This is a genomic window from Streptomyces marispadix, from assembly GCF_022524345.1.
Taxonomy (GTDB): domain Bacteria; phylum Actinomycetota; class Actinomycetes; order Streptomycetales; family Streptomycetaceae; genus Streptomyces; species Streptomyces marispadix.
In genome coordinates this window covers 4,850,369-4,871,357 of the sequence record NZ_JAKWJU010000002.1, presented here as the reverse complement: position 1 = coordinate 4,871,357, position 20,989 = coordinate 4,850,369, and the positions used below count along the sequence as shown (strand labels likewise).

Here is a 20,989-nt window from a genome sequence, read left to right as displayed (position 1 = left end):
ACATCCACTGGCATCGGTGGCTCTACACGCATAGCGTCGGCGCATGATTGAGCTGCGCGGGCTGACCAAGCGGTATGGGGACAAGACGGCCGTCGACAATCTCACGTTCACCGTGCGCCCCGGAATGGTCACCGGCTTCCTCGGCCCCAACGGCGCGGGCAAGTCCACGACGATGCGCATGATGCTCGGCCTGGACAGTCCCACCAGCGGCGACGTACACATCGACGGCAAGCGCTACGACCAGCTACGCGACCCGCTCAACCACATCGGGGCGCTGCTGGAGGCCAAGGCGGTGCACGGCGGGCGCAGCGCGTACAACCATCTGCTGTGCATGGCGCAGGCCAACAACATCCCCAAGAAGAGGATCAATTCGGTCCTCGACCTCGTCGGGCTCAGCGACGTCGCGAAGAAGCGCCCCAAGGGGTTCTCGCTCGGCATGGGCCAGCGGCTCGGCATCGCCGCGGCCCTGCTCGGCAACCCGAAGATCCTGATGTTCGACGAGCCCGTCAACGGCCTCGACCCCGAGGGCATCCACTGGATCCGCAATCTGATGAAGCATCTTGCCTCCGAGGGGCGCACCGTCTTCGTCTCGTCCCACCTGATGAGCGAAATGGCCCTGACAGCCGAGCACTTGGTGGTCATCGGGCGCGGCAAGCTGCTCGCGGACACGTCGATGGCGGACTTCATCGCCAAGAACTCGCGCACGTTCGTGAGGGTGCGCACGCCGCAGCCTGAGCGGATGAGGGACGTGCTCACCCACCACGGTGTCGTGCCCGTCTTCGAGCAGGACGGTGCGATGCAGGTCGAAGGCGTCGAGCCCGCCCGTATCGGCGAGATGGCGGCCTACTACCAGGTGGTGCTGCACGAACTGAGCCCGCAGAAGGCCTCGTTGGAGGAGGCGTTCATGCGGCTGACGGCGGAGTCCGTCGAGTACCACGCACAGCATCAGGCCGCCCCCGGGCAAGCGCAGCAGCCGTCCCGGGGCCAGGACCAGGGCGGCAAGCCCAAGCCCGTCAGGAGGAAGCGGTAGCCCATGCCACACACGACGCGCGTTCTCCGCTCCGAGTGGACGAAGATCCGTTCCGTACGGTCGACGCTGTGGACGCTGGCCACGGCGCTGGTGGTCACGGTGGGGCTCTCGGCCCTCATCTGCGCCTTCACCGCAGCACAGTTCGACAAGCTCGGCAAGCAGCAGCAGTTGAGCTTCGACGCCACCCAGACCAGCTTCTCCGGCTCGGGTCTCGGGCAGCTCGCGATGATCGCCTTCGGCGTGCTGGTCGTCTCCAGCGAGTACAGCACCGGCATGATCCGCAGCTCGCTGGCCGCCGTACCGCAGCGCAGCGTCTTCCTGCTCTCCAAGGTCTTCGTCGCCACGTCGCTCGTGCTGGTCGTCGGGATGGCCACCAGCTTCCTCGCGTTCTTCGTGGGGCAGGCGCTGCTGGGCGAGCACAGCGTCTCGATCCAGGACGAGGGCGTGCTGCGCGCGGTGCTGGGCGGCGGCGTCTATATGACGCTGATCGCGCTGTTCTCGATGGGCCTGAGTTTCGTGCTGCGCTCCCCGCTGCTGGCCTTCGCGATCCTGATGCCGTTCTTCTTCCTGATCTCCAACATCCTGGGCACCGTCAACGCGACGAAGAAGTACGCCCAGTACCTGCCGGACCAGGCGGGCAAGACGATCACGGCCGTGGTGCCGGAGTCGCTGAACCGTCCTTACGGGCCCTACGAGGGGCTGGCGATCATGGCGGCGTGGGCGCTGGCGGCGCTCGTGGCCGGGTGGATCGTGCTGAAGCGGCGGGACGCGTAGCCCTCGCCGGGCTGTCACCCGACAACCATGCGCGCCACACCGCGGGTTCAGTCGCCGGGCCCGGCACGCGACCACCCTGCGCGCCCGCGCAGGCGAGAGGCCGAGTGCCGGGCGTCCGGGGCGCGCCCGTCGCCAGGGTGAGGCCCGGACGTGACCGGCGGGCGCCCGGGGCAGAGAACTCGCTGTGTACCGGGGAAAGTTGTCCGTAGGGTCTGCGTCGTGGACGAGAGCGAGCGGGCTGTGAGATGCGCCATCGATGGAGAGCTGCGGCTTCTCGATCCCGAGGTGCGGGCTTCCCCGGCGCTCGTCTTGGAGCTCTTGGACCCGGACTTCGCCGAGATCGGGGCCTCCGGACGCCGGTGGGACGCGGAGTCGATCCTCACGGTGACGAGCGGCGGCACGGTGTCCCCGGAGTCCCCGGTCGAGGTCAGCGAGATGTCCGGGGTGGCGCTCGCTCCCGGCATCGTTCACCTGACGTACCTCGCCGACAACCAGGGCCGCCGGTCGTGGCGGAGCTCACTGTGGCGCCTGACCGCTGCCGGTTGGCGGATGTACTTTCACCAGGGCACCTTGACGGGCTGAGCCGTTCGGTCCGCCGTCCCTCGGAGAAGCGCCCGGCGGGGTGGGCGAGCGGTTGCACCGGCCACCGGTTGGAACCAGAAGGCGGCCTTGTAGCCTCCTAGGCCATGTCCGGGGGCGAGTGCGCCCCGAACTTCGTCCAGGGACAAACGGATGATAGAGGCGTACGGCCTGACAAAGCGCTACGGCGCCAAGACGGCCGTCTACAACCTGTCCTTCCAGGTACGGCCGGGAACCGTCACCGGCTTCCTGGGGCCCAACGGCTCCGGCAAGTCGACGACGATGCGGATGATCCTGGGCCTGGACGCCCCGACGGCGGGTCAAGTCACCGTCGGCGGGCACCCGTTCCGCAATCTGCCCAACGCCCCGCGCCAGGTCGGTGCCCTGCTGGACGCCAAGGCGGTGCACGGCGGGCGCTCGGCGCGCAACCATCTGCTGTCCCTCGCGCAGCTCTCCGGCATCCCGTCCCGGCGGGTCGACGAGGTGCTGGGCGTGGTCGGGTTGCAGCAGGTTGCCAAGAAGCGCTCGCAGGGTTTCTCCCTCGGCATGGGCCAGCGGCTCGGCATCGCGGCGGCGCTGCTCGGCGACCCCCAGGTGCTGCTCTTCGACGAGCCCGTCAACGGCCTCGACCCCGAGGGCATCCTCTGGGTCCGCAATCTGATGAAGCAGCTCGCGAGCGAGGGGCGCACCGTCTTCGTCTCGTCCCACCTGATGAGCGAGATGGCGCTGACCGCCGAGCATCTGATCGTCATCGGCCGCGGTCAGCTCATGGCGGACACCTCGGTCAAGGAGTTCATCGCCCAGAACTCCGTGGGCTTCGCCCGCGTACGTACGCCCGAGGGCGACCAGACGCAGCGCGAGAAGCTGACGTCGGCCCTCCAGGAGGCAGGCGGGCAGGTGCAGCCGGAGGACGACGGCGCGCTGCGCGTCAGCGGGCTGCCGCTGCCGCAGATCAGCGATCTGGCGCACCAGGCGGACGTACGGCTGTGGGAGCTGTCGCCGCATCAGGCGTCGCTGGAGGAGGCGTACATGCGGCTGACGCAGGGCGCCGTGGACTACCGCTCCACCGCCGACCAGCGCGCGGGTCTCCAACTCCAGCAGCAGCCGCAGCAGTTGGCGCCGGGGCAGTTGGGTGTGCCGATGGGGCCGGGAACACCGGGTATGCCGGGAGCCCAGGGTGTGCCGGGCGCTCCGCCCGCCGTGCCGGGCGCACCAGGGACGATGCCGCCGCCGGGACCGACGGGTCCGGGAGCACCGGGCGGCGGCTGGGGGCCGCCGCCGGGTGGCGCACCGATGCAGCAGGGCCCGTACGCCGGAGCACCGGACCCGTACGCGCACATCGCCGCCCAGCAGCCGCAGGGCGGGCCGCCTCCGATGCCGCCGGGGCATGGCGGGCCCGTGGCACCCCCGGCGCCCGCAGCGCCCACAGGCCCCGCCGCCCCCTCCGACGCTTCCCGGCCCGACAGCGAGGACGACGCCCGATGAGCATGCCGAACCCCCAGCCGCAGCCGCAGTCGCAGCCGTACCAGGGCCAGGGCCAAGGCCCGCAGGGTCAGCCGGGCCCGCAGCCTCCGCAGGGCCAACAGCCGTACCAGCCCCAGGACTTCGGGCAGCAACAGCAGCACGGCGGCCCCGCCACAGCCACCGCGACGGCCCCGCCGCCCCAGCCGGGCCCGGCGCCCGGCGGCGGCTACGCCTCGCCCATCCCCGTGACCCGCACCCACCTCGGCCACGCGATCGTCTCCGAGTGGACGAAGATCCGCTCGGTCCGCTCCACGGTGTGGACGCTCGGCGTCATGTTCGTCCTCGTCATCGGCATCGGCTTCCTCACGGCGTTCGCCCTCAGCGGCACCGACTTCGTGGGGATGCCGCTGCTCGCGCCGGGGCTCTTCGGGCTGATGCTCGGGCAGATCTGCATCATCACGCTCGGCGTGCTGGTGGTCACATCCGAGTACGGCACCGGCATGATCCGCACCACCATGACCGCCTGCCCCAAGCGCGGCCGGGTGCTGATCGCGAAGTCGCTGATCTTCTTCCTGCTGGCGTTCGTCATGACGACGGTGGCCTGCTCGGTCACCGCCCTCATCAACTCCGTGATGCTCAGCGGCCAGAAGGTCCCGTCGTATGTGAGCAAGGTCGACGCGTTCAAGGGCTCCGTCGAGAACGGCGAACTGGTCGCCAGCAACAGCCAGTGGCTCGGCGCCACCGTCGGCGCGGGCCTGTACGTGGCGCTGCTGGGGCTGCTCGCCCTGGCGGTCGGCGCCCTGCTGAGGCACTCGGCCGGTGCGATCACGACGATGCTCGGGCTGGTGCTGCTGCCGCTGGTCATGGCCCTGTTCATGCTCGGCGAGACGCTGGAGAAGGCGCGCGAGGTGCTGATGGAGTACTCGCCGCTCAACGGCCTCGCGTCGCTGTACCGGATTCCCATGTCGGAGGATCAGAGCGCCACGGGCTGGCCGCTGCTGGGCATCCTCGCGGCGGTGACGGCCGCGGCGCTGATCGCCGCGTACGCGATGCTCAACCGCCGGGACGTGTGACGCCCCGGCGGCGCCGACCGGGCTCCGGGCGTCCGTGCTGACGCCTGGTGCCGTACCTCCGCCGAGCTGCCGTACCTCCGTCGTGCTGAGCCCGTACGCCTGGTGTCACGTCAGTCGTGACGCCGTACGTCCGGCGTGACCGGCCGGGCGTACGGCCCGAGGACGCCCGGCCGCCCGCTCCTCCCGCTGATCCACCGCACCCTCACGCGTAAACCCGGCCGAGAAGGGCACTGGTCCCGCGCGATTACGTGGAGGCGCGTGGACGGAGGACGGCGATGGGTGTGCGCACCTGGCTCGAGAGCTGGCCCGTGTACCGGCAGCTCACCGGAGAAGACCCGCTGGGGCGCGGCGCCGCCGCAACCTCCGCCCGCACACGTGAGTTGACCCCGCGTACGGAGGACGCCGACGAGGTAGTGAAGTCGGTCTGCCCGTACTGCGCGGTGGGCTGCGGGCAGAACGTGTACGTCAAGGACGGCGAGGTCGTCCAGATCGAGGGCGACCCCGACTCCCCCGTCAGCCGAGGCCGGCTCTGCCCCAAGGGCGCTGCGACCCTCCAGCTCACCACGGGCGGCGCCCGACGCCACGAGGTGCTCTACCGGCGCCCCTACGGCGAGGACTGGGAGCGCCTGGATCTGGAGACCGCCATGGACATGGTGGCGGAGCGCGTCATCCGTACCCGCAGGGAGACCTGGGAGCAGCAGCACGAGGGGCTGAGCGTCAACCGCACGCTCGGCATCGCGACGCTGGGCGGTGCGGCCCTCGACAACGAGGAGAACTACCTGATCAAGAAGCTCTTCACGGCGCTGGGCGTCGTGCAGGTGGAGAACCAGGCCCGGGTCTGCCACAGCTCGACGGTCGCGGGACTCGGCACGTCCTTCGGACGCGGCGGCGCCACGACCTTCCTCCAGGACCTCCAGAACTCGGACTGCATCGTCATCGAGGGCTCCAACTTCGCCGAGGCGCACCCCGTCGGCTTCCAGTGGGTGATGGAGGCCAAGGCGCGCGGCGCCAAGGTGATCCACGTCGATCCCCGTTTCACACGTACGAGTGCGCTGGCGGATCTGTATGTGCCGATCCGGGCGGGCACCGACATCGCGTTCCTCGGCGGCATCGTCAACCACGTCCTCAGCACCGGCTCCGACTTCCGCGAGTACGTGCTGGAGTACACCAACGCGGCCACGATCGTCGGCGGGGAGTTCCAGGACACCGAGGACCTGGACGGGGTCTTCTCCGGCCTCGACCCCGAGACCCGCCGCTACGACATGCAGTCATGGCAGTACGAGGGCGGCGGCACCGTGCAGGCCGCCTCAGGGGAGCGTGACGCGCTGTACGACGCACGCGTCCAGGGGGCCGGGCCACCGGCGGGCTACGGGACGGCCGAGACCTACGGCTCCGGAGGTCCGGCGCTGGCGGGCGAGTCCGAGTCGCGGCAGGACCGCACGCTTCAGGACCCGCGCTGCGTCTATCAGATCCTCAAGCGGCACTACTCGCGCTACACCCCGGAGATGGTCGAGGAGACCTGCGGCATCCCGAAGGAGACGTTCCTGGAGGTGTGCCGGGCGCTCGTGGAGAACTCCGGTCCCGACCGCACCAGCGAGTTCTGCTACGCGGTCGGCTGGACGCAGCACACCGTCGGCGCCCAGTACATCCGTACGGCCTGCGTACTCCAGCTTCTGCTGGGCAACATCGGCCGGCCCGGCGGCGGCATCCAGGCGCTGCGCGGCCACGCCAGCATCCAGGGCTCCAGCGACATCCCCACCCTCTTCAACCTGCTGCCCGGCTACATCCCGATGCCGCACGCGCACGAGAACGAGGATCTGGACAAGTTCGTCGAGGCGGTGGCCGCCGACAAGGGCTTCTGGGGCAACATGCGTTCCTACTTCGTCAGCCTGATGAAGGCCTACTGGGGCGACGCCGCCACCGAGGACAACGACTACTGCTTCGACCACCTCCCCCGCCTCACCGGTTCGCACAGCACATACGAGACCGTCCTGGCCCAGATCGACGGCGTGTGCAAGGGCTACTTCCTGATGGGTGAGAACCCGGCCGTGGGCTCCGCCAACTCCCGTATGCAGCGCCTGGGAATGGCCAATCTGGAGTGGCTGGTCGTCCGAGACTTCTCGCTCGTGGAGTCGGCGACCTGGTGGCAGGACGGCCCCGAGATCGAGAGCGGCGAACTGCGCACAGGGGACATCGGCACCGAGGTCTTCTTCTTCCCCGCCGCCTCGCACACGGAGAAGGCGGGCTCCTTCACCAACACCAACCGGTACGTGCAGTGGCACGACAAGGCGAAGGAGCCGGACGGCGAGGCGCGCAGCGATCTGTGGTTCGTATACCACCTCGGCAAGCGCATCCGGCAGCGGCTGAAGGACTCCACGGACCCGATGGACCGTCCGCTGCTGGACCTCACCTGGGACTATCCGGTGGAGGGACCGCTGGAGGAGCCCAGCGCCGAGGCGGTGCTCGCCGAGATCAACGGCCGTGACGCGGACGGCAGTCCGCTCAGCCGCTACCAGGAGCTGAAGGACGACGGATCGACCTCCTGCGGCTGCTGGATCTACTGCGGCGTCTATGCCGACGGCGTCAATCAGGCGGCCCGCAAGAAGCCCCACACCGAACAGGACTGGATCGCCGCCGAGTGGGCGTGGGCGTGGCCCGCCAACCGCCGCATCCTCTACAACCGCGCCTCGGCCGACCCGGACGGCAACCCCTGGAGCGACCGCAAGGCCCTGGTGTGGTGGGACGAGGCGCGGGGCCGCTGGACCGGGCACGACGTCCCCGACTTCGTCGCGGACCGGCCGCCGTCCTTCCGTCCCGAGCCGGGGGCGACCGGGCCGGACGCGCTCAGCGGCGTCGACCCGTTCATCATGCAGGCCGACGGCAAGGGCTGGCTGTTCGCACCGGCGGGCCTGCTCGACGGTCCGATGCCCACGCACTACGAGCCGCAGGACTCCCCCGTGGCCAATCCGCTCTACGGGCAGCAGCGCAGCCCCGTACGGCAGATCTTCGACGACGGGCACAACCGCTACCACCCCAGCGGCTCGGAGCCGGGGACCGGCGTCTTCCCCTACGTGGTGACGACGTACCGCCTCACCGAGCACTTCACCGGCGGCGGCATGACCCGCTGGTCGCCGTATCTCGCGGAATTGCAGCCGGAGTTCTTCTGCGAGGTCTCGCCCCAACTGGCCGCCGAGCGCGGCCTGGAGCACGCGGGCTGGGCCACGATCGTCACGGCACGCGGCGCGGTCGAGGCGCGGGTGCTGGTGACGGAGCGGATGGCTCCGCTGCGGGCGGGCGGCAGCGTCGTGCATCAGATCGGGCTGCCGTACCACTGGGGCCGCAACGGCTATACGACGGGCGACTCCGCCAACGAACTGACGTCCATCGCCCTCGACCCGAACGTCCACATCCAGGAGGTCAAGGCGCTCACCGCGGACATCCGTCCGGGGCGCAGGCCACGGGGCCCGGATCTGCTGCGGCTGCTGGAGCAGTACCGCGAACGCAGCGGCGTCGGCGAGGGGACGGGAATGGAGGTACGGGGATGACGGGCTCCGGCACACGGCAGTCCACGGGCGGCACCGGCTCCTGGCTCGTAGGGCGCGATCTGCCGGCGGACTCCGGGGAGGACCCGGCAGGGGCATCGGGACACGGCGCACCCGGCGAACACCCGCCCCGCATGGGCTTCTTCACCGATACCTCCGTCTGCATCGGCTGCAAGGCGTGCGAGGTGGCCTGCAAGGAGTGGAACGCCATCCCGGAGGACGGCCTCGACCTCACCGGCATGAGCTACGACAACTCGCAGGGCCTGGGCGCCTCCACGTGGCGGCACGTCGCGTTCATCGAGCAGAGCAAGCCTCTCGGCCACGCTCACGCGGACGTCGACCACGGCGACGTGGATGTCCTCGCGCTCGCCGCGCAGGGGTCGGGAACTCCGCCCGGGGAGGCGGCGATCACTCCGACTACCCCCGGCACGGGCCCCGCGGGCACGGGCGCCGCGGACGCCGGCGACGGCTCGCAGGGAGCGCAGGGAGTCGAGGGCACGCAAGAGGCTCGGACGGACGGCGACGGCCGCGGCGAACTGCGCTGGCTGATGTCCTCCGACGTCTGCAAGCACTGCACTCACGCCGCGTGCCTCGACGTATGCCCCACCGGCTCGCTGTTCCGTACGGAGTTCGGCACCGTCGTCGTCCAGGAGGACATCTGCAACGGCTGCGGCTACTGCGTACCGGCGTGCCCGTACGGCGTCATCGAGCAACGCCCGCACGACGGGCGGGCGTTCAAGTGCACGATGTGCTACGACCGGCTCGGCGCGGGCCGGGAACCGGCGTGCGCCAAGGCGTGCCCCACGGAGTCCATCCAGTTCGGGCCGCTGGACGAGCTGCGTGTGCGAGCGCAGGAACGCGTCGACCAGCTCCGCGAGGCGGGCGTGAACGACGCACGTCTCTACGGCCACGATCCGCAGGACGGCGTCGGCGGCGACGGCGCCTTCTTCCTGCTGCTGGACGAGCCGGAGGTCTACGGGCTGCCCCCGGACCCCGTCGTCACCACCCGCGATCTGCCCGACATGTGGCGGCACGCGGGAGCGGCGGCGCTGACCCTGCTCGGCGGGCTGGCGGCCGTATTCGCGGCACACGGACGCGACCGCGCACCGGCGAGGAGGTTCTGGCGATGAGCGGCGGCGAGCAACGGGGCAACGGCTCCGGTGCCTACAAGCCCGGTGAGACGTACGGCAATCCCGCGGAGGAACGGGAGTACGGCAGCGTCGCGGACGTCACCAAGGAGGGGCTGCGCGGAGTGCGTCCGGGACGTGCGGCGCTCGTCGGCGGGCAGGACCTGACCGACGGACACGGCGACGGCTCGCGGGCGGCCCCACAGGAGACGGAGACGGCCCCAGGGGCGGGCGCGGGCCCCGGCACGGACACCGGCGCCGAGCACGGCCACGGCAGCGGCACGGCGAGGGGCAAGGGCAGGGGCAGGCACCGCGGCGGGCGGCGGCGCGGACCGCGGGGCGAGCAACCCGTCGTCCCGGAGGCCGAGTTCACGTCGTACTACGGAAGGCCGGTGCTCAATCAGCCCGCATGGCAGCCGCTGAACATCGCGGGCTACTTCTTCCTCGGCGGGCTCGGGGGCGCCGGCTCGGTGCTCGCGGCGGGTGCGGGACTGACGGGACGGCCCGTCATGGCACGTGCGCTGAAGACGTCGTCGGCCGTCGCGGTCGTGGGCTCGGCGGCTGCCCTCATCCACGACCTGGGGCGTCCGGGGCGGTTCGTCAACATGCTCCGGGTGTTCAAGCCGACCTCGCCGATGAGCGTCGGCTCATGGCTGCTCGCGGCCTACGGGCCCGCGTCCGGCGTGGCCGCGCTGTGTGAACTGAGCGGCAGAATGCCGCGGTTGGGGCGTGCGGCCACCGCGGGCGGCGCGCTGCTCGGGCCCGCGGTCGCCGCGTACACGGCGGTGCTCGCGGCGGACACGGCCGTCCCCGGCTGGCACGACGCCTACCGCGAACTGCCCTTCGTCTTCGTCGGCTCCGCCGCGACGGCCGCCTCCGGCATGGCGCTGGCGATGTCACCGACCGCCGAGAACGGCCCGGCACGCAGCGCCGCACTCGCCGGGACCGCCCTGGAGAACGCGGCGGTGAAGGCCATGGAGCGCAGGCTGGGCCTGGTCGCCGAGGTCTACCGGGACGGCACCGGCGGGCGCTGGATGCGCGCCGCCGAGACGCTGTCGGCAGCGGGCGCGGCGGGAGCCGCGCTGCTGGCGGGCCGCAGCCGGTTGGCCGCGGGCGTCAGCGGGCTGGCCCTGCTCGCGGCCTCGGCGTGTACGCGGCTGGGGATCTTCCACGGCGGGCTGGAGTCCTCGAAGGACCCGAAGTACACCGTCGTGCCCCAGCGGGAACGGCTACGACGCCGCGAACAGGACGGCGGAGGCGCGGATCAGGCGGGGCGCCGCGGACAGGACGGCGCGGGCGACGGCTGAACGGGCCGGGGCGGGGCGGCAGTTCGGACCCGGAAGTCCGCCTCGCCGCCCCCTTTCCACTCTGTCCCCCGCCCCGGGGCGCCCCCGTCCCACGCCCCGGGCCAGCGCTATGCGCCCGGTTCCACTGCCGCCTCCTCTCGCGCCCCGGCTGCTCGGCTCTCCGCCCCCGCCGGTCCCGCACCCTCTGCCGAGTCCGCTCCTCCCGACTCCAGCAGCTCACGTACCTCGCCGGCGTCCGTCTCCCGCAGCTCCTCGCCTACGAGCAGCCAGCGCGTGATGCCGACCGACTCCAGGAAGTGCAGATCGTGCGCGGCGATCAGCAGGGCGCCCTCGTAGGACGCGAGCGCCGTCGTCAACTGCCGTACGCCGCCCACGTCCAGGTTGTTCGTTGGCTCGTCGAGCATCAGCAACTGCGGTGCGGGCGAGGCGAGCAGCATCGCGGCGAGGGCGGCGCGAAGCCGCTCGCCGCCGGAGAGGGTGCCCGCGAGCTGTTCGGCACGCGCCCCCCTGAACAGGAACCGCGCGAGCTGCGCGCGGATGTGGTTGTCGCTCACGCCGGGCGCGGTGCGTGCCACGTTGGCCGCGATGCTCGACTCCGCGTCCAGTACGTCCAGCCGCTGCGGAAGGAAGCGCAGCGGCACCGGCACCTCGGCCGTACCGGACAGCGGCTCGGTCTGGCCCGCGAGCGTGCGCAGCAAGGTGGTCTTGCCGGCGCCGTTGCGTCCCACGAGGGCTACGCGTTCCGGCCCGCGTACCTCGAACGTGGCCTCGCGCAGCCTCCCGTAGCGCGGACGCAGACCCTGCACCCTCAGCACGGTGCGCCCCGCGGGGACGGCCGTGCGCGGCAGGTCCACCCGGATCTCCGCGTCGTCGCGCACCGCGTCGGCCGCCTGCTCGCGCCGCTCCCTCGCATCCTCCAGGCGGTCCTCGTGGAGGCCGCGCAGCTTGCCCGCCGACTCCTGCGCCGACCGCTTGCGCTCGCCCGCGACGATCTTCGGGGCGCGCCGTTCGGCGTCCATCTTCCGGCTGTTGCGCTGGCGGCGGGCCAACTTGATCTGCGTCTCCTCCAGTTCGCGCTTCTGCCGCCGTACGTCGGCGTCGGCGGCGCGCAGCATCCGTGCGGCGGCCTCCTGCTGGGCGGCCAGCGCCTCCTGGTACGCCGACCAGCCGCCCCCGTACCAGCTCACCGAGCCGGAGCGCAGCTCCGCGATGCGGTCGACGCGCTCCAGCAGTTCGCGGTCGTGGCTGACGACGATGAGGACTCCCGAGCGCCAGGAGTCGACGGCCTCGTAGAGGCGGCGCCTGGCGAACAGGTCGAGGTTGTTCGTCGGCTCGTCCAGCAGCAGTACGTCGGGACGCTCCAGAAGCAGGGCGGCCAGCCGCAGCAGCACGGTCTCGCCGCCGGACAGCTCCCCGACCGTACGGTCGAGTCCGACGTCTCCGAGGCCGAGGGAGCCCAGGGTCACCAGGGCGCGCTCCTCCACGTCCCAGTCGTCGCCGACGCTCTCGAAGTGCTCCTCTCGTACGTCCCCGGCCTCGATGGCCCGCAGTGCGCGGCGGCGCCCGGCGATGCCCAGGGCCTCGTCGACGCGCAGCGCGGTGTCCAGGGTGAGGTTCTGCGGCAGGTGGGCGAGGGTGCCGCCGACCTTCACGGTCCCGCCGGCGGGGCGCAGCCCGCCCGCGAGCAGCCGAAGCAGCGTCGACTTGCCGGAGCCGTTGGCTCCGACGAGGCCGGTGCGGCCGCGGCCGACGGTCAGGGAGAGGCCGTCGAAGACGCCGGTGCCGTCGGGCCACCGGAAGGTCAGGGCGGAGCACGTCACGGAGGGGCCGGAAGTGCCTTGGCTGATATGGGCGTTCGCGTTCGCCATGATCGTTTCTCACAGTCGTGTGCGCGGGCGGCAAGGGGCTTCGTATGCGAGCACCACGCGTCGGCACGAGCCGTGTGAGTCCTGGAGTGGGGTGCTGCCCTGGCCCTGTCGGAGGGGAGGGGCGGCTCATGCACCGAGGTCGCATCCACGCGGGTCACGGAGCGGACGGGCGTTCACGGGCGGCGGGCGGCCGGCTCGGCGTGACGCTCGTACGGACAGTGCTCAGACGGACTGTGCCGTGACGCGTGATGATCGCGGACCTCAGATGCGCAACGTCCACCTCTATCGGAGACGACAGGACGCTTCCGACTGTACCGGCCGACGGCCGGGCCCGGCACTCGGATTTCAACTGCCCACGGGGGCCCACCAGTTCGTTTGACAAGGCACCCTCATGCCTCCACCATCATTCCACTAACAAACTAGTGAAAGGGTGGTGAGGAAGATCGAGTTCCGGATCGACAGAAGAAGCGGGATCGCGGCCTACCAGCAGATCGTCCTCCAGACCAAGCAGGCGCTGCGGCTGGGCGTCCTCCTCCCCGGCGACCGGCTGCCCACGGCCAAGGAGGTCGCGGAGACCAGCGCGGTCAACCCGAACACGACGCTCAAGGCGTACCGGGAGCTGGAACGGGAGGGCCTGGTCGAACCTCGGCCCGGCATGGGCACGTTCGTACGCCGGTCACTGGCCCAGCCGCAGGCCGCGGCCGACTCCCCGCTCCGCAACGAGCTGGCCGCGTGGATGGACCGCGCACGTGCGGCGGGCCTCGAACGGGACGACGTGAGTGCCCTGGTGGCCTCGGTCCTGGAGGAGCGCTACGCCAGGGAAGCGGCGGCCGGCGCGATGACCCACGCAGACATCCACGGAGACAGCCACGCGGGCGGTCACGCAGACAGCCACGCGGGCGGCCCGTCCGGCGGCCGTCCTGGCGGAAGCGAGGAGCCCCGTTGAGCACGTACACGGACGACGAAAGGCTCGACGCCACGGGCGAGTCCGCGATCGAGGCGTACGGCCTGGGCAAGCGGTACCGCCGCGGCTGGGCGCTGAAGGACTGCTCGTTCCGGCTGCCCGCCGGCCGGGTCTGCGGGCTCGTGGGCCCCAACGGCGCGGGCAAGACCACGCTGATGGGCACGGCCGTGAACCTGGTCAGGCCGACTGCCGGGACCGTCCGGATCTTCGGCGCGGAGCCCGGTTCTGCGGAGGCGAAGCGGCGCACCGCCTTCCTCGCCCAGGACAAGCCGCTGTTCCGGCGGTTCACCGTCGCCGAGACCCTGCGCATGGGCCGCGAGCTGAACCCTCACTGGGATCAGCGCATCGCCGAGCAGATCGTGCGCTCCGGCGACGTGCCGCTCGGCGCCCGCGTCGGCAGCCTCTCCGGCGGACAGCGCACCCGCGTGGCCTTCGCGCTCGCCTTCGGCCGGCGGCCCGATCTGTTCGTGCTCGACGAGCCGATGTCCGACCTGGACCCGCTCGTGCGCCGTGAGCTGATGTCCGTCCTCATGGCCGAGGCCGCCGAGCACGGCACGACCGTGCTGATGTCCTCCCACCAGCTCGCCGACCTGGAGAGCATCTGCGACTACCTGCTCGTCATCGCCGGGGGCGGCGTACGCATGGCAGGCGACGTCGACGAACTCCTCACCGCCCACGCCCTGCTCACCGGGGCGCACACCGGCGACGGGGTCGTGCCGCGCGAACTCGCAGCGCACACCGTCGTCGAGTCCCGCGTCAACGGCCGCCAGGTCACCGCGCTCATCCGCCCCGACGGTCCCGTCGCGGGCGCCTGGCAGGCCGAGATTCCGAGCCTTGAGGAGGTCCTGCTCGCCTATCTGCGCTCCCCCGGCACACCTCCGCTGATCAGCCCCAGTGCCCATGTCGACCCGAAGGCGGCAGCAGCATGACGACCACGACAACCCCCCACACCGGAGGCCAGGCGTCCGCCGCCTCCACGGCACACACCGCGCGCCGCGCCCGCGGCCCGAGGCTCAGCGGGCTGACGTGGCTGGTGTGGCGCCAGCACCGTGCGGCGTTCTGGACCGCGATCGCCGCCACGGGCGCGACCGTCGCATGGTTCGCCTATCAGCGCACGAACATGCTGGCGTTCCTCGACAGGGTCGGCTGGCCGCATCCGGCGTCGTCCGACTGGGAGTCCGGTTTCCAGATCTACAACTCCCGCCTGTCCGACACCGCTTCGGCGCTCGGTCTCCTCCTGCCCGTGCTCGCGGGCGTACTGCTGGGCGCCCCCCTGATCGCGGCCGATCTGGAACAGGGCACGGGCAGGCTCGTCAACTCGCAGGCCGTCAGCCGCGGACGCTGGATCGCCACGAAGCTCGGCATGGCGGTGCTCGTCGTTGCGGTGTGCAGTACGGCGCTCTCCGCCGCGTTCGGCTGGTGGCTCGGGCCCGCACGCGAGGCCGACAAGATCCTCTACTGGGTGGCGGGCGGCGTGACGGGGCCCGTACCGGTGGCGCTGACACTGCTCACGCTGGTCGGCGGCGTCGCGATCGGCATGATCCTGCGCCGCACGCTGCTGTCCATGGTGGTGGCGTTCGGCTTCTCCGTCACGGTGCCCGCGATCTGGGCGCTGAACTGGCTGAAGTTCGGCGACACGAGGACGGCCACCACCAGCGACGGCGTACGCGACCTCCCCCGACTGCCCGACGCCGCCTACGACTTGGACCGCTACTACCTGACCGCCTCGGGCCGCCTGCTCGACCAGAGCGCCTGCACCGGGCGGACCCGGAAGACGATCGACGCATGCCTGGACAGCAAGGACGTCGTCGGCTGGTCGGTGAAGTATCTGCCCACGTCCGAGCTGACTCCCATGCTGTGGACGGGAGCAGCGGTCATGTTCGCGCTCGCCGCCGCCATAGCGGTGTTCGTCTGCTGCTGGGGCCGACGGCGGCTGTACTGAGGCCGGGACCGAGAACGCGACCGAGGCCGGGACCGAGAACGGGAGAGGGGCCGGTACCGGGGCCTGGGCTCCGTCGGCGCATCGACGGCGGGCGCCTCTAGTAGCGGGGCGCGTTGCGCGAGCGCTGGACGCGTGCACCGCGCCTGTCCCGGGCGTTCCAGCAGGACTTGTGCCAGTGACGTCTGTCGTCCACGCCCCCGAGGCGCGGCCACGCCACGACATGCGGCACTCCCGGCGGGATCTCCTGGTCACAGCCGGGGCAGCGGTACCGCTTGCCCGTCGCGCCGCCGATCTGCCGCACGGCCCACTCCTCGCCGCGCCACTCCTCCGTGCGCTCGATCCCGTAGCGCGTACCGGGGCCCTCCTCGCTCCCGCTGCCCACGGCGGACTTGGCTGCACCGCTGCGGGGGCGGTTACGACGCGGCGACACGGAACACCTCGAGAGCTCGTAGGGCGGACGGCTTCCACAGTAGCCATCGGGCCCCGGTATGCCCCGGGTCCGGGCGCGGGGACGGACCGAACGAGTGCGCAGCCTGTTGCCACCTGACGTTCATCGGAAGAATCTTGTGAAAGGCCGTGCCTTTGGCACGTGTCAGCCGTTATTGCCAGGAGGCCGCGAAGCTCAAGAGGACGGAGCAGCATGCGAGTTGGAGCATTCGTGCTGGCGGCACAGTTCCCCGGGCAGGGGCAGGCAGAACCGCTGCACCGCGCGGTACGTACGGCTGAGACGGCGGAGGCGGCCGGGCTCGACTCGGTGTGGCTCGCCGAGCACCACTTCGTGCCGTACGGGGTGTGCCCCTCGGCGGTGACTCTCGCCGCCCTGCTGCTGGGGCGCACCCGGCGCATCGGCGTGGGCACCGCCGTCTCCGTGCTGCCCAACGCTCATCCGGTCGCCCTCGGCGAGCAGTCAGCGCTGCTGCATCTCACGTCCGGGGGCCGCTTCACGCTCGGCGTGGGGCGCGGCGGGCCGTGGGTCGATCTGGAGGTGCTGGGCGGTGGCCTCGACGCCTACGAGCACGGCTTCCCGGAGTCGCTGGACCTGCTGCTGCGCTGGCTGAGGGAGAAGCGGGTCGGTGCCGACGGCGAGCGCTACCGCTTCCGCGAGGTCGACGTGGTGCCGCGCTGCGACGAGACGTTCACACCCGCACGTGGCGGGGCGGGGTCCAATTCGCCGCTGTGGGACGCCGGTTCGGGCACCGGCCCGCAGCGGGCCCGTTCGGGCACCGACGGCACGGAAACGGCACCCGCCGGACGCACCGCCGGAGAGGCCACCCCCTCCGCAGACATCTCGACCGCAGACGACTCACACGTCGACGCCTCGCACGTCGACGCCTCGCACGCGGACGCCTCCGCCGATCACCCGGCGAAGGGCCCCGCGGTCGTCGTCGCCTGCACCTCCCCGGGCTCGGTCCGTCTCGCGGCGAGGCGCTGTCTGCCGATGCTGCTCGGCATGCACTGCGGCGACGAGGAGAAGGCGGAGGCCGTGACGATGTGGCGGCGCGAGGCCCGAGACGCCGGGCACGACCCGGACGAGATCGCACGCGCCGCCTCGCTGCACGTCTCGGCGGGCGTGGCACAGGTGGCCGACACCACCGCGGAGGCCGTCGAGTCCCTTACGAAGTCGATGCCGGGCTGGTTCCGCGAGGGACTCGGTGCCCATCGCACCGTCGACGACCGCGCCCGCACCATGCGCGATCCGGTCGCCTACACCGAACTGCTGTGCAGCCTGCACCCGGTGGGGACACCGCGGCTGTGCGCGGACAGGCTCGCCGCGACGCACGAGCGCACCGGGATCGGCCGCTTCGCGCTTCTCGTGGAGGGCACCGGCGACCTCGCGGCCACCGAACGCAACGTGCAGCGACTGGGCGAGGAGGTCGTGGCGTCGCTCCCCCCGGGGCCGTGACCCCCTGAAACCTCCCCGCCGTTCACACGTCGCGCGTCACGGGCCGGCATCGGCGCCGGCTCCGGAGCTCTCCCCCACGGCACGCTGCCGCTGCCCACGGGAGCAGCGGCAACGTGGCACAAGTGCCGCGCTCCGCGTCAGCAGTCGCGAAGCGTCGGCGACTGGTTGAGCAACTGTCCGCGCACGGAAGTGAAGCGCGCCAGCCGCTCGTCGACCGCGCCGTCCAACGGGAAGACCGCGACCCGGTGACAGTTCTGGAAGGCGAGCCGCACTCCGAAGTGACGTTCCAGCGAGCCGCGTATCGCATCGCTCGCGAGAGCGCGCAAGAGCTGCCCACGGGCCTGCTCGTCCGGTGGCGGCGTCTGGTTGTCGGCGAATTCGCCGCCGTCCACCTTGAGCCTGGCCACCAGGGTGCTGATCATCTCCCATGCGTATGGGAGTGACGTGCGTACGCAGTCGACGAAGTCACGCTCGTCGACTTCGCCCCGTTCCGCCTGTGCCAGCAGGTCCGGTGAGACGTCGAGCGACATAGGGATCTCCTCTCGCGACCCCTGGGGATTTAGGGGTCTTCCTGGTGGATTGGAAGGGACCCCGCTCGGCGCCGAGTGATTACACGACTCCGTACGGCGACACCCCCCATCGTTAACGGTAAGGGGCGGACAGTGACCGCACCATGCGAATGGGCATACATCCGGCCACGGTCGAAGAGGACCATCCAGGGGCGAATCGCATCGCGCGGGCGGGTCCAGTAGCGTGACCGCTCATGCGTCTCGTCATCGCCCGGTGCTCCGTCGACTACGCCGGAAGGCTCACCGCTCATCTCCCCCTGGCTCCACGGCTGATCCTGGTCAAGGCCGACGGTTCGGTGTCCGTGCACGCGGACGACCGCGCCTACAAGCCCCTCAACTGGATGTCGCCGCCGTGCACCGTGAAGGAGTCCGAGGAGGGCACAGGGCCGGTGTGGACCGTGCAGAACAAGTCGGGCGAGAAATTGATCATCACGATGCACGAGATCCTTCACGACTCGTCGCACGAACTCGGCCCGGACCCGGGCCTGATCAAGGACGGAGTCGAGGCGCACCTCCAGGAGCTGCTCGCGGACCGCATGGAGACGCTCGGCGAGGGCTGGACGCTGATCCGCCGCGAATATCCGACGGCGATCGGCCCCGTGGACATCCTCGGCAGGGACGAGTCGGGCGCGACGGTGGCCATCGAGATCAAGCGCCGCGGCGAGATAGACGGCGTCGAGCAGCTCACCCGCTATCTCGACCTCCTCAACCGCGATCCTCATCTCGCCCCGGTCAAGGGCGTGTTCGCGGCTCAGGAGATCAAGCCTCAGGCCCGTGTGCTGGCGGCCGACCGCGGCATCGGCTGCGTCACTCTCGACTACGACGCGCTGCGCGGCATCGAGGACGACAAGCTGCGGCTGTTCTGAGCGGCGCCGGGGCCGGAAGTCACGGCTGCCGGGTCCCCGAGGCCCGGCGCCCGTGTCCCATCCCCCCGTCCACCGCCGGTGGTTGATCCGCACCCTCCGTTTCCACGGGAGGCACACGTCCGTACGGGTCGTGTGCCTGCCACACACCTCACGGTTCACGGAGCGTCCCGCCGTACGGGGATAGCGTCCGGCTGTTCGGCCGGGGAGCCGCCCGGTCCCCGGCCCGTCGGAACCAGGAGTGTGCGGTGCGTATTCTGCTCGTGGCCAGCGCGTTCAACAGCCTCACCCAGCGCGTGCAAGCCGAACTGACCGATCTCGGCCACGAGTTGGACTACGTGTGCGGCGACGACGGCGCGCTGCGGGAGGCGGTACACCGGCACCGGCCCGAGCTGATCGTCGCGCCGATGCTCAAGACCGCGATCCCCGAGGCGGTGTGGTCGCGGCACGTCTGCCTCGTGGTGCACCCCGGGCCGCCCGGCGACCGCGGCCCCTCCTCCCTTGACTGGGCGATCCACGGCGGCGCCCGCCACTGGGCGGTGACCGTGCTTCAGGCCGACGCCGAGATGGACGCGGGCGACGTCTGGGCCACCGTCCCCTTCACGCTGCCTGAGCCCGGAGCAGGCAAGAGCGACGTCTACCGCAATGAGATGTCCGACGCCGCGTCGGCCGCCGTCAAGCTCGCCGTGAGCCGCTTCGCCTCGGGTGACCACAAGCCGCAGCCGCAGGAAGAGGCCGCCTGTGAAGTGGTGCGGCGGCCCTTGTTCCGCCAGAGGACGCGCCGTATCGACTGGGCGTCGGACCCCACCCGCACGGTGCTGCGCAAGCTGCGTGCCGCCGACTCCCAGCCGGGCGTGCTCGACGAACTGCTGGGCGCCGACTGGTACTTGCACGGCGGCCACCCCGAGCGCTCCCTGCACACGGACGGCGCGGCCCCGGGTGAGATCGTCGCGACCCGTGCGGGAGCCGTGTGCCGCGCGACCGTCGACGGCGCGGTGTGGATCCCCGAACTGCGGCCGAGGCGCACACCGGGCGGACCCGCGACGTTCAAGACGCCCGCGGTCGGCGCCCTGGGTTCGCGTCTGCCGAAGTCGGTGCCGGAGGTGCCCGCGCCGATCGAGTGCGGCGACGGCACATGGACGGACATCCGCTACGAGCAGCGCGGCACAGCCGGGTTCCTCTGGTTCTCCTTTCCCGGCGGCGCGATGAGCACCGGCCAGTGCCGCCGGCTGCTGGCGGCCTACCGCTACGCGCTCTCCCGCCCCACCTCCGTGCTCGTGCTCGGCAGCCGCCGCGACTTCTTCTCCAACGGCATCCACCTCAACGTCATCGAGGCCGCCGAGGACCCCGCCGAGGAGTCCTGGGCCAACATCGGCGCCATGGACGACCTGGTCGAGGCCGTGCTGCGCACGACAGACCGCGTGGTGGTCGCTGCGCTGGGCGGCAACGCGGCGGCCGGAGGCGTGATGCTCGCCCTCGCCGCCGACGAGGTGTGGTGCAGACAGGGCGCGGTGCTCAATCCGCACTACCGGCTGATGGGCCTGTACGGATCGGAGTTCTGGACGTACACACTCCCCCGGCGCGTGGGCGAGGCGGCGGCCGGACGTCTGATGCGTGAGGCGCTGCCGATGAGCGCGCAGGCCGCCGCCGAGGCGGGCCTGGTGGACCGTCTGGTGGCCGCCGCTCCGGCGGACTTCGCAGGCGAGACGGCACGGATGGCGGTGGAGCTGGCGGGCATGCCCGTGCTGCGCGAGCGCCTCGCGGGCAAGGCGCAGGCACGCGAGCGCGACGAGTCCGTGAAGCCGCTGGCGGAGTACCGCCGGGAGGAACTGGCCCGCATGCACCGGCAGTTCTTCGGACGGGACGAGCCGTATCACACGCTGCGGAGCGCGTTCGTACGCAAGGAGCCGACGGGCGGCGCGGGAGTCCCCGGCCGCCCTTAGCGTCCTCGCCGCCCTTAGCGTCCGCCGGCCTCACGCCGGGG

General features: G+C 71.4%; 17 protein-coding genes. 14 read left to right on the top strand and 3 right to left on the bottom strand.

The features are described from left to right. The first annotated feature begins 43 nt into the window (after nucleotides 1–43). From MMA15_RS20505 to nrfD, 8 genes are all read left to right on the top strand, one after another. Nucleotides 44–1,030, top strand: a complete 987-nt coding sequence (locus MMA15_RS20505) for an ABC transporter ATP-binding protein (protein ID WP_241061598.1) — start codon at nucleotides 44–46, stop codon at nucleotides 1,028–1,030. 3 nt (nucleotides 1,031–1,033) lie between these two features. After that, nucleotides 1,034–1,804 (top strand): ABC transporter permease, encoded by a 771-nt coding sequence (locus MMA15_RS20500; RefSeq protein WP_241061597.1) that lies wholly within the window; start codon nucleotides 1,034–1,036, stop codon nucleotides 1,802–1,804. A gap of 240 nt (nucleotides 1,805–2,044) precedes the next feature. Continuing rightward, on the top strand, nucleotides 2,045–2,386 hold the full coding sequence (locus MMA15_RS20495) for a nuclear transport factor 2 family protein (RefSeq protein ID WP_308290622.1): 342 nt from the start codon (nucleotides 2,045–2,047) through the stop codon (nucleotides 2,384–2,386). Between the two features lie 150 nt (nucleotides 2,387–2,536). Next, nucleotides 2,537–3,868 (top strand): ABC transporter ATP-binding protein, encoded by a 1,332-nt coding sequence (locus MMA15_RS20490; RefSeq protein ID WP_241061595.1) that lies wholly within the window; start codon nucleotides 2,537–2,539, stop codon nucleotides 3,866–3,868. Then, a complete protein-coding gene (locus MMA15_RS20485; RefSeq protein ID WP_241061594.1) occupies nucleotides 3,865–4,920 on the top strand; it encodes an ABC transporter permease in 1,056 nt (351 codons plus the stop codon). The genes MMA15_RS20490 and MMA15_RS20485 overlap by 4 nt, the downstream gene beginning before the upstream one ends. A 275-nt stretch (nucleotides 4,921–5,195) precedes the next feature. Continuing rightward, entirely contained in the window at nucleotides 5,196–8,465 is a 3,270-nt protein-coding gene (gene fdh, locus MMA15_RS20480; protein ID WP_241061593.1) for a formate dehydrogenase, read from the top strand. A gap of 131 nt (nucleotides 8,466–8,596) precedes the next feature. Further along, complete coding sequence (locus MMA15_RS20475) at nucleotides 8,597–9,592, top strand: 4Fe-4S dicluster domain-containing protein (protein WP_241063324.1); 996 nt, start codon at nucleotides 8,597–8,599, stop codon at nucleotides 9,590–9,592. Further along, nucleotides 9,589–10,896, top strand: coding sequence for an NrfD/PsrC family molybdoenzyme membrane anchor subunit (nrfD, locus tag MMA15_RS20470; RefSeq protein ID WP_277400435.1), 1,308 nt, complete (start codon nucleotides 9,589–9,591; stop codon nucleotides 10,894–10,896). The genes MMA15_RS20475 and nrfD overlap by 4 nt, the downstream gene beginning before the upstream one ends. A 107-nt stretch (nucleotides 10,897–11,003) precedes the next feature. On the opposite strand, the gene MMA15_RS20465 is transcribed toward nrfD, so the two are convergent. Beyond that, the gene (locus tag MMA15_RS20465) at nucleotides 11,004–12,764 is read right to left on the bottom strand and encodes an ATP-binding cassette domain-containing protein (RefSeq protein ID WP_241061592.1); all 1,761 of its coding nucleotides are present in this window, start codon (nucleotides 12,762–12,764) and stop codon (nucleotides 11,004–11,006) included. Between the two features lie 442 nt (nucleotides 12,765–13,206). Between MMA15_RS20465 and MMA15_RS20460 the strand changes: the two genes are divergently transcribed. From MMA15_RS20460 to MMA15_RS20450, 3 genes are read left to right on the top strand one after another with little or no spacing between them, the layout of a single operon-like run. Next, nucleotides 13,207–13,710 (top strand): GntR family transcriptional regulator, encoded by a 504-nt coding sequence (locus MMA15_RS20460; protein WP_372498361.1) that lies wholly within the window; start codon nucleotides 13,207–13,209, stop codon nucleotides 13,708–13,710. Next, nucleotides 13,707–14,657: an ABC transporter ATP-binding protein gene (locus tag MMA15_RS20455; protein ID WP_241061590.1), complete on the top strand. Its 951-nt coding sequence runs from the start codon at nucleotides 13,707–13,709 to the stop codon at nucleotides 14,655–14,657. Before MMA15_RS20460 ends, MMA15_RS20455 begins: the two co-directional genes overlap by 4 nt. Then, nucleotides 14,654–15,670, top strand: a complete 1,017-nt coding sequence (locus MMA15_RS20450) for an ABC-2 membrane transporter-related protein (RefSeq protein WP_241061589.1) — start codon at nucleotides 14,654–14,656, stop codon at nucleotides 15,668–15,670. The genes MMA15_RS20455 and MMA15_RS20450 overlap by 4 nt, the downstream gene beginning before the upstream one ends. Before the next feature lie 97 nt (nucleotides 15,671–15,767). On the opposite strand, the gene MMA15_RS20445 is transcribed toward MMA15_RS20450, so the two are convergent. Further along, on the bottom strand, nucleotides 15,768–16,100 hold the full coding sequence (locus MMA15_RS20445; RefSeq protein ID WP_241061588.1) for an Rv1322 family protein: 333 nt from the start codon (nucleotides 16,098–16,100) through the stop codon (nucleotides 15,768–15,770). Between the two features lie 210 nt (nucleotides 16,101–16,310). Between MMA15_RS20445 and MMA15_RS20440 the strand changes: the two genes are divergently transcribed. Continuing rightward, on the top strand, nucleotides 16,311–17,573 hold the full coding sequence (locus tag MMA15_RS20440; protein WP_241061587.1) for an LLM class flavin-dependent oxidoreductase: 1,263 nt from the start codon (nucleotides 16,311–16,313) through the stop codon (nucleotides 17,571–17,573). A 137-nt stretch (nucleotides 17,574–17,710) separates the two neighbouring features. Here the strand turns inward: MMA15_RS20440 and MMA15_RS20435 are convergent, their stop codons facing one another. Continuing rightward, nucleotides 17,711–18,103 carry an SCO5389 family protein gene (locus MMA15_RS20435; RefSeq protein ID WP_241061586.1) on the bottom strand — a complete coding sequence of 131 codons (393 nt, stop codon included), beginning with the start codon at nucleotides 18,101–18,103 and terminating at the stop codon, nucleotides 17,711–17,713. A gap of 233 nt (nucleotides 18,104–18,336) precedes the next feature. On the opposite strand from MMA15_RS20435, the gene nucS reads away from it, so the two are divergent. Beyond that, nucleotides 18,337–19,008 carry an endonuclease NucS gene (gene nucS / locus MMA15_RS20430; protein ID WP_241061585.1) on the top strand — a complete coding sequence of 224 codons (672 nt, stop codon included), beginning with the start codon at nucleotides 18,337–18,339 and terminating at the stop codon, nucleotides 19,006–19,008. Nucleotides 19,009–19,253: 245 nt separating this feature from the next. Beyond that, the gene (locus MMA15_RS20425; protein ID WP_241061584.1) at nucleotides 19,254–20,948 is read left to right on the top strand and encodes a hydrogenase maturation protein; all 1,695 of its coding nucleotides are present in this window, start codon (nucleotides 19,254–19,256) and stop codon (nucleotides 20,946–20,948) included. The last annotated feature ends 41 nt before the right edge of the window (nucleotides 20,949–20,989 follow it).

Coding starts and splice junctions, on each gene's coding strand:
- nrfD (WP_277400435.1), top strand. CDS start 9,589: ATGAGCGGCGGCGAGCAACGGGGCAACGGCTCCGGTGCCTACAAGCCC.
- MMA15_RS20505 (WP_241061598.1), top strand. CDS start 44: ATGATTGAGCTGCGCGGGCTGACCAAGCGGTATGGGGACAAGACGGCC.
- nucS (WP_241061585.1), top strand. CDS start 18,337: ATGCGTCTCGTCATCGCCCGGTGCTCCGTCGACTACGCCGGAAGGCTC.
- MMA15_RS20500 (WP_241061597.1), top strand. CDS start 1,034: ATGCCACACACGACGCGCGTTCTCCGCTCCGAGTGGACGAAGATCCGT.
- MMA15_RS20465 (WP_241061592.1), bottom strand. CDS start 12,764: ATGGCGAACGCGAACGCCCATATCAGCCAAGGCACTTCCGGCCCCTCC.
- MMA15_RS20490 (WP_241061595.1), top strand. CDS start 2,537: ATGATAGAGGCGTACGGCCTGACAAAGCGCTACGGCGCCAAGACGGCC.
- fdh (WP_241061593.1), top strand. CDS start 5,196: ATGGGTGTGCGCACCTGGCTCGAGAGCTGGCCCGTGTACCGGCAGCTC.
- MMA15_RS20450 (WP_241061589.1), top strand. CDS start 14,654: ATGACGACCACGACAACCCCCCACACCGGAGGCCAGGCGTCCGCCGCC.
- MMA15_RS20435 (WP_241061586.1), bottom strand. CDS start 18,103: ATGTCGCTCGACGTCTCACCGGACCTGCTGGCACAGGCGGAACGGGGC.
- MMA15_RS20440 (WP_241061587.1), top strand. CDS start 16,311: ATGCGAGTTGGAGCATTCGTGCTGGCGGCACAGTTCCCCGGGCAGGGG.
- MMA15_RS20485 (WP_241061594.1), top strand. CDS start 3,865: ATGAGCATGCCGAACCCCCAGCCGCAGCCGCAGTCGCAGCCGTACCAG.
- MMA15_RS20475 (WP_241063324.1), top strand. CDS start 8,597: ATGGGCTTCTTCACCGATACCTCCGTCTGCATCGGCTGCAAGGCGTGC.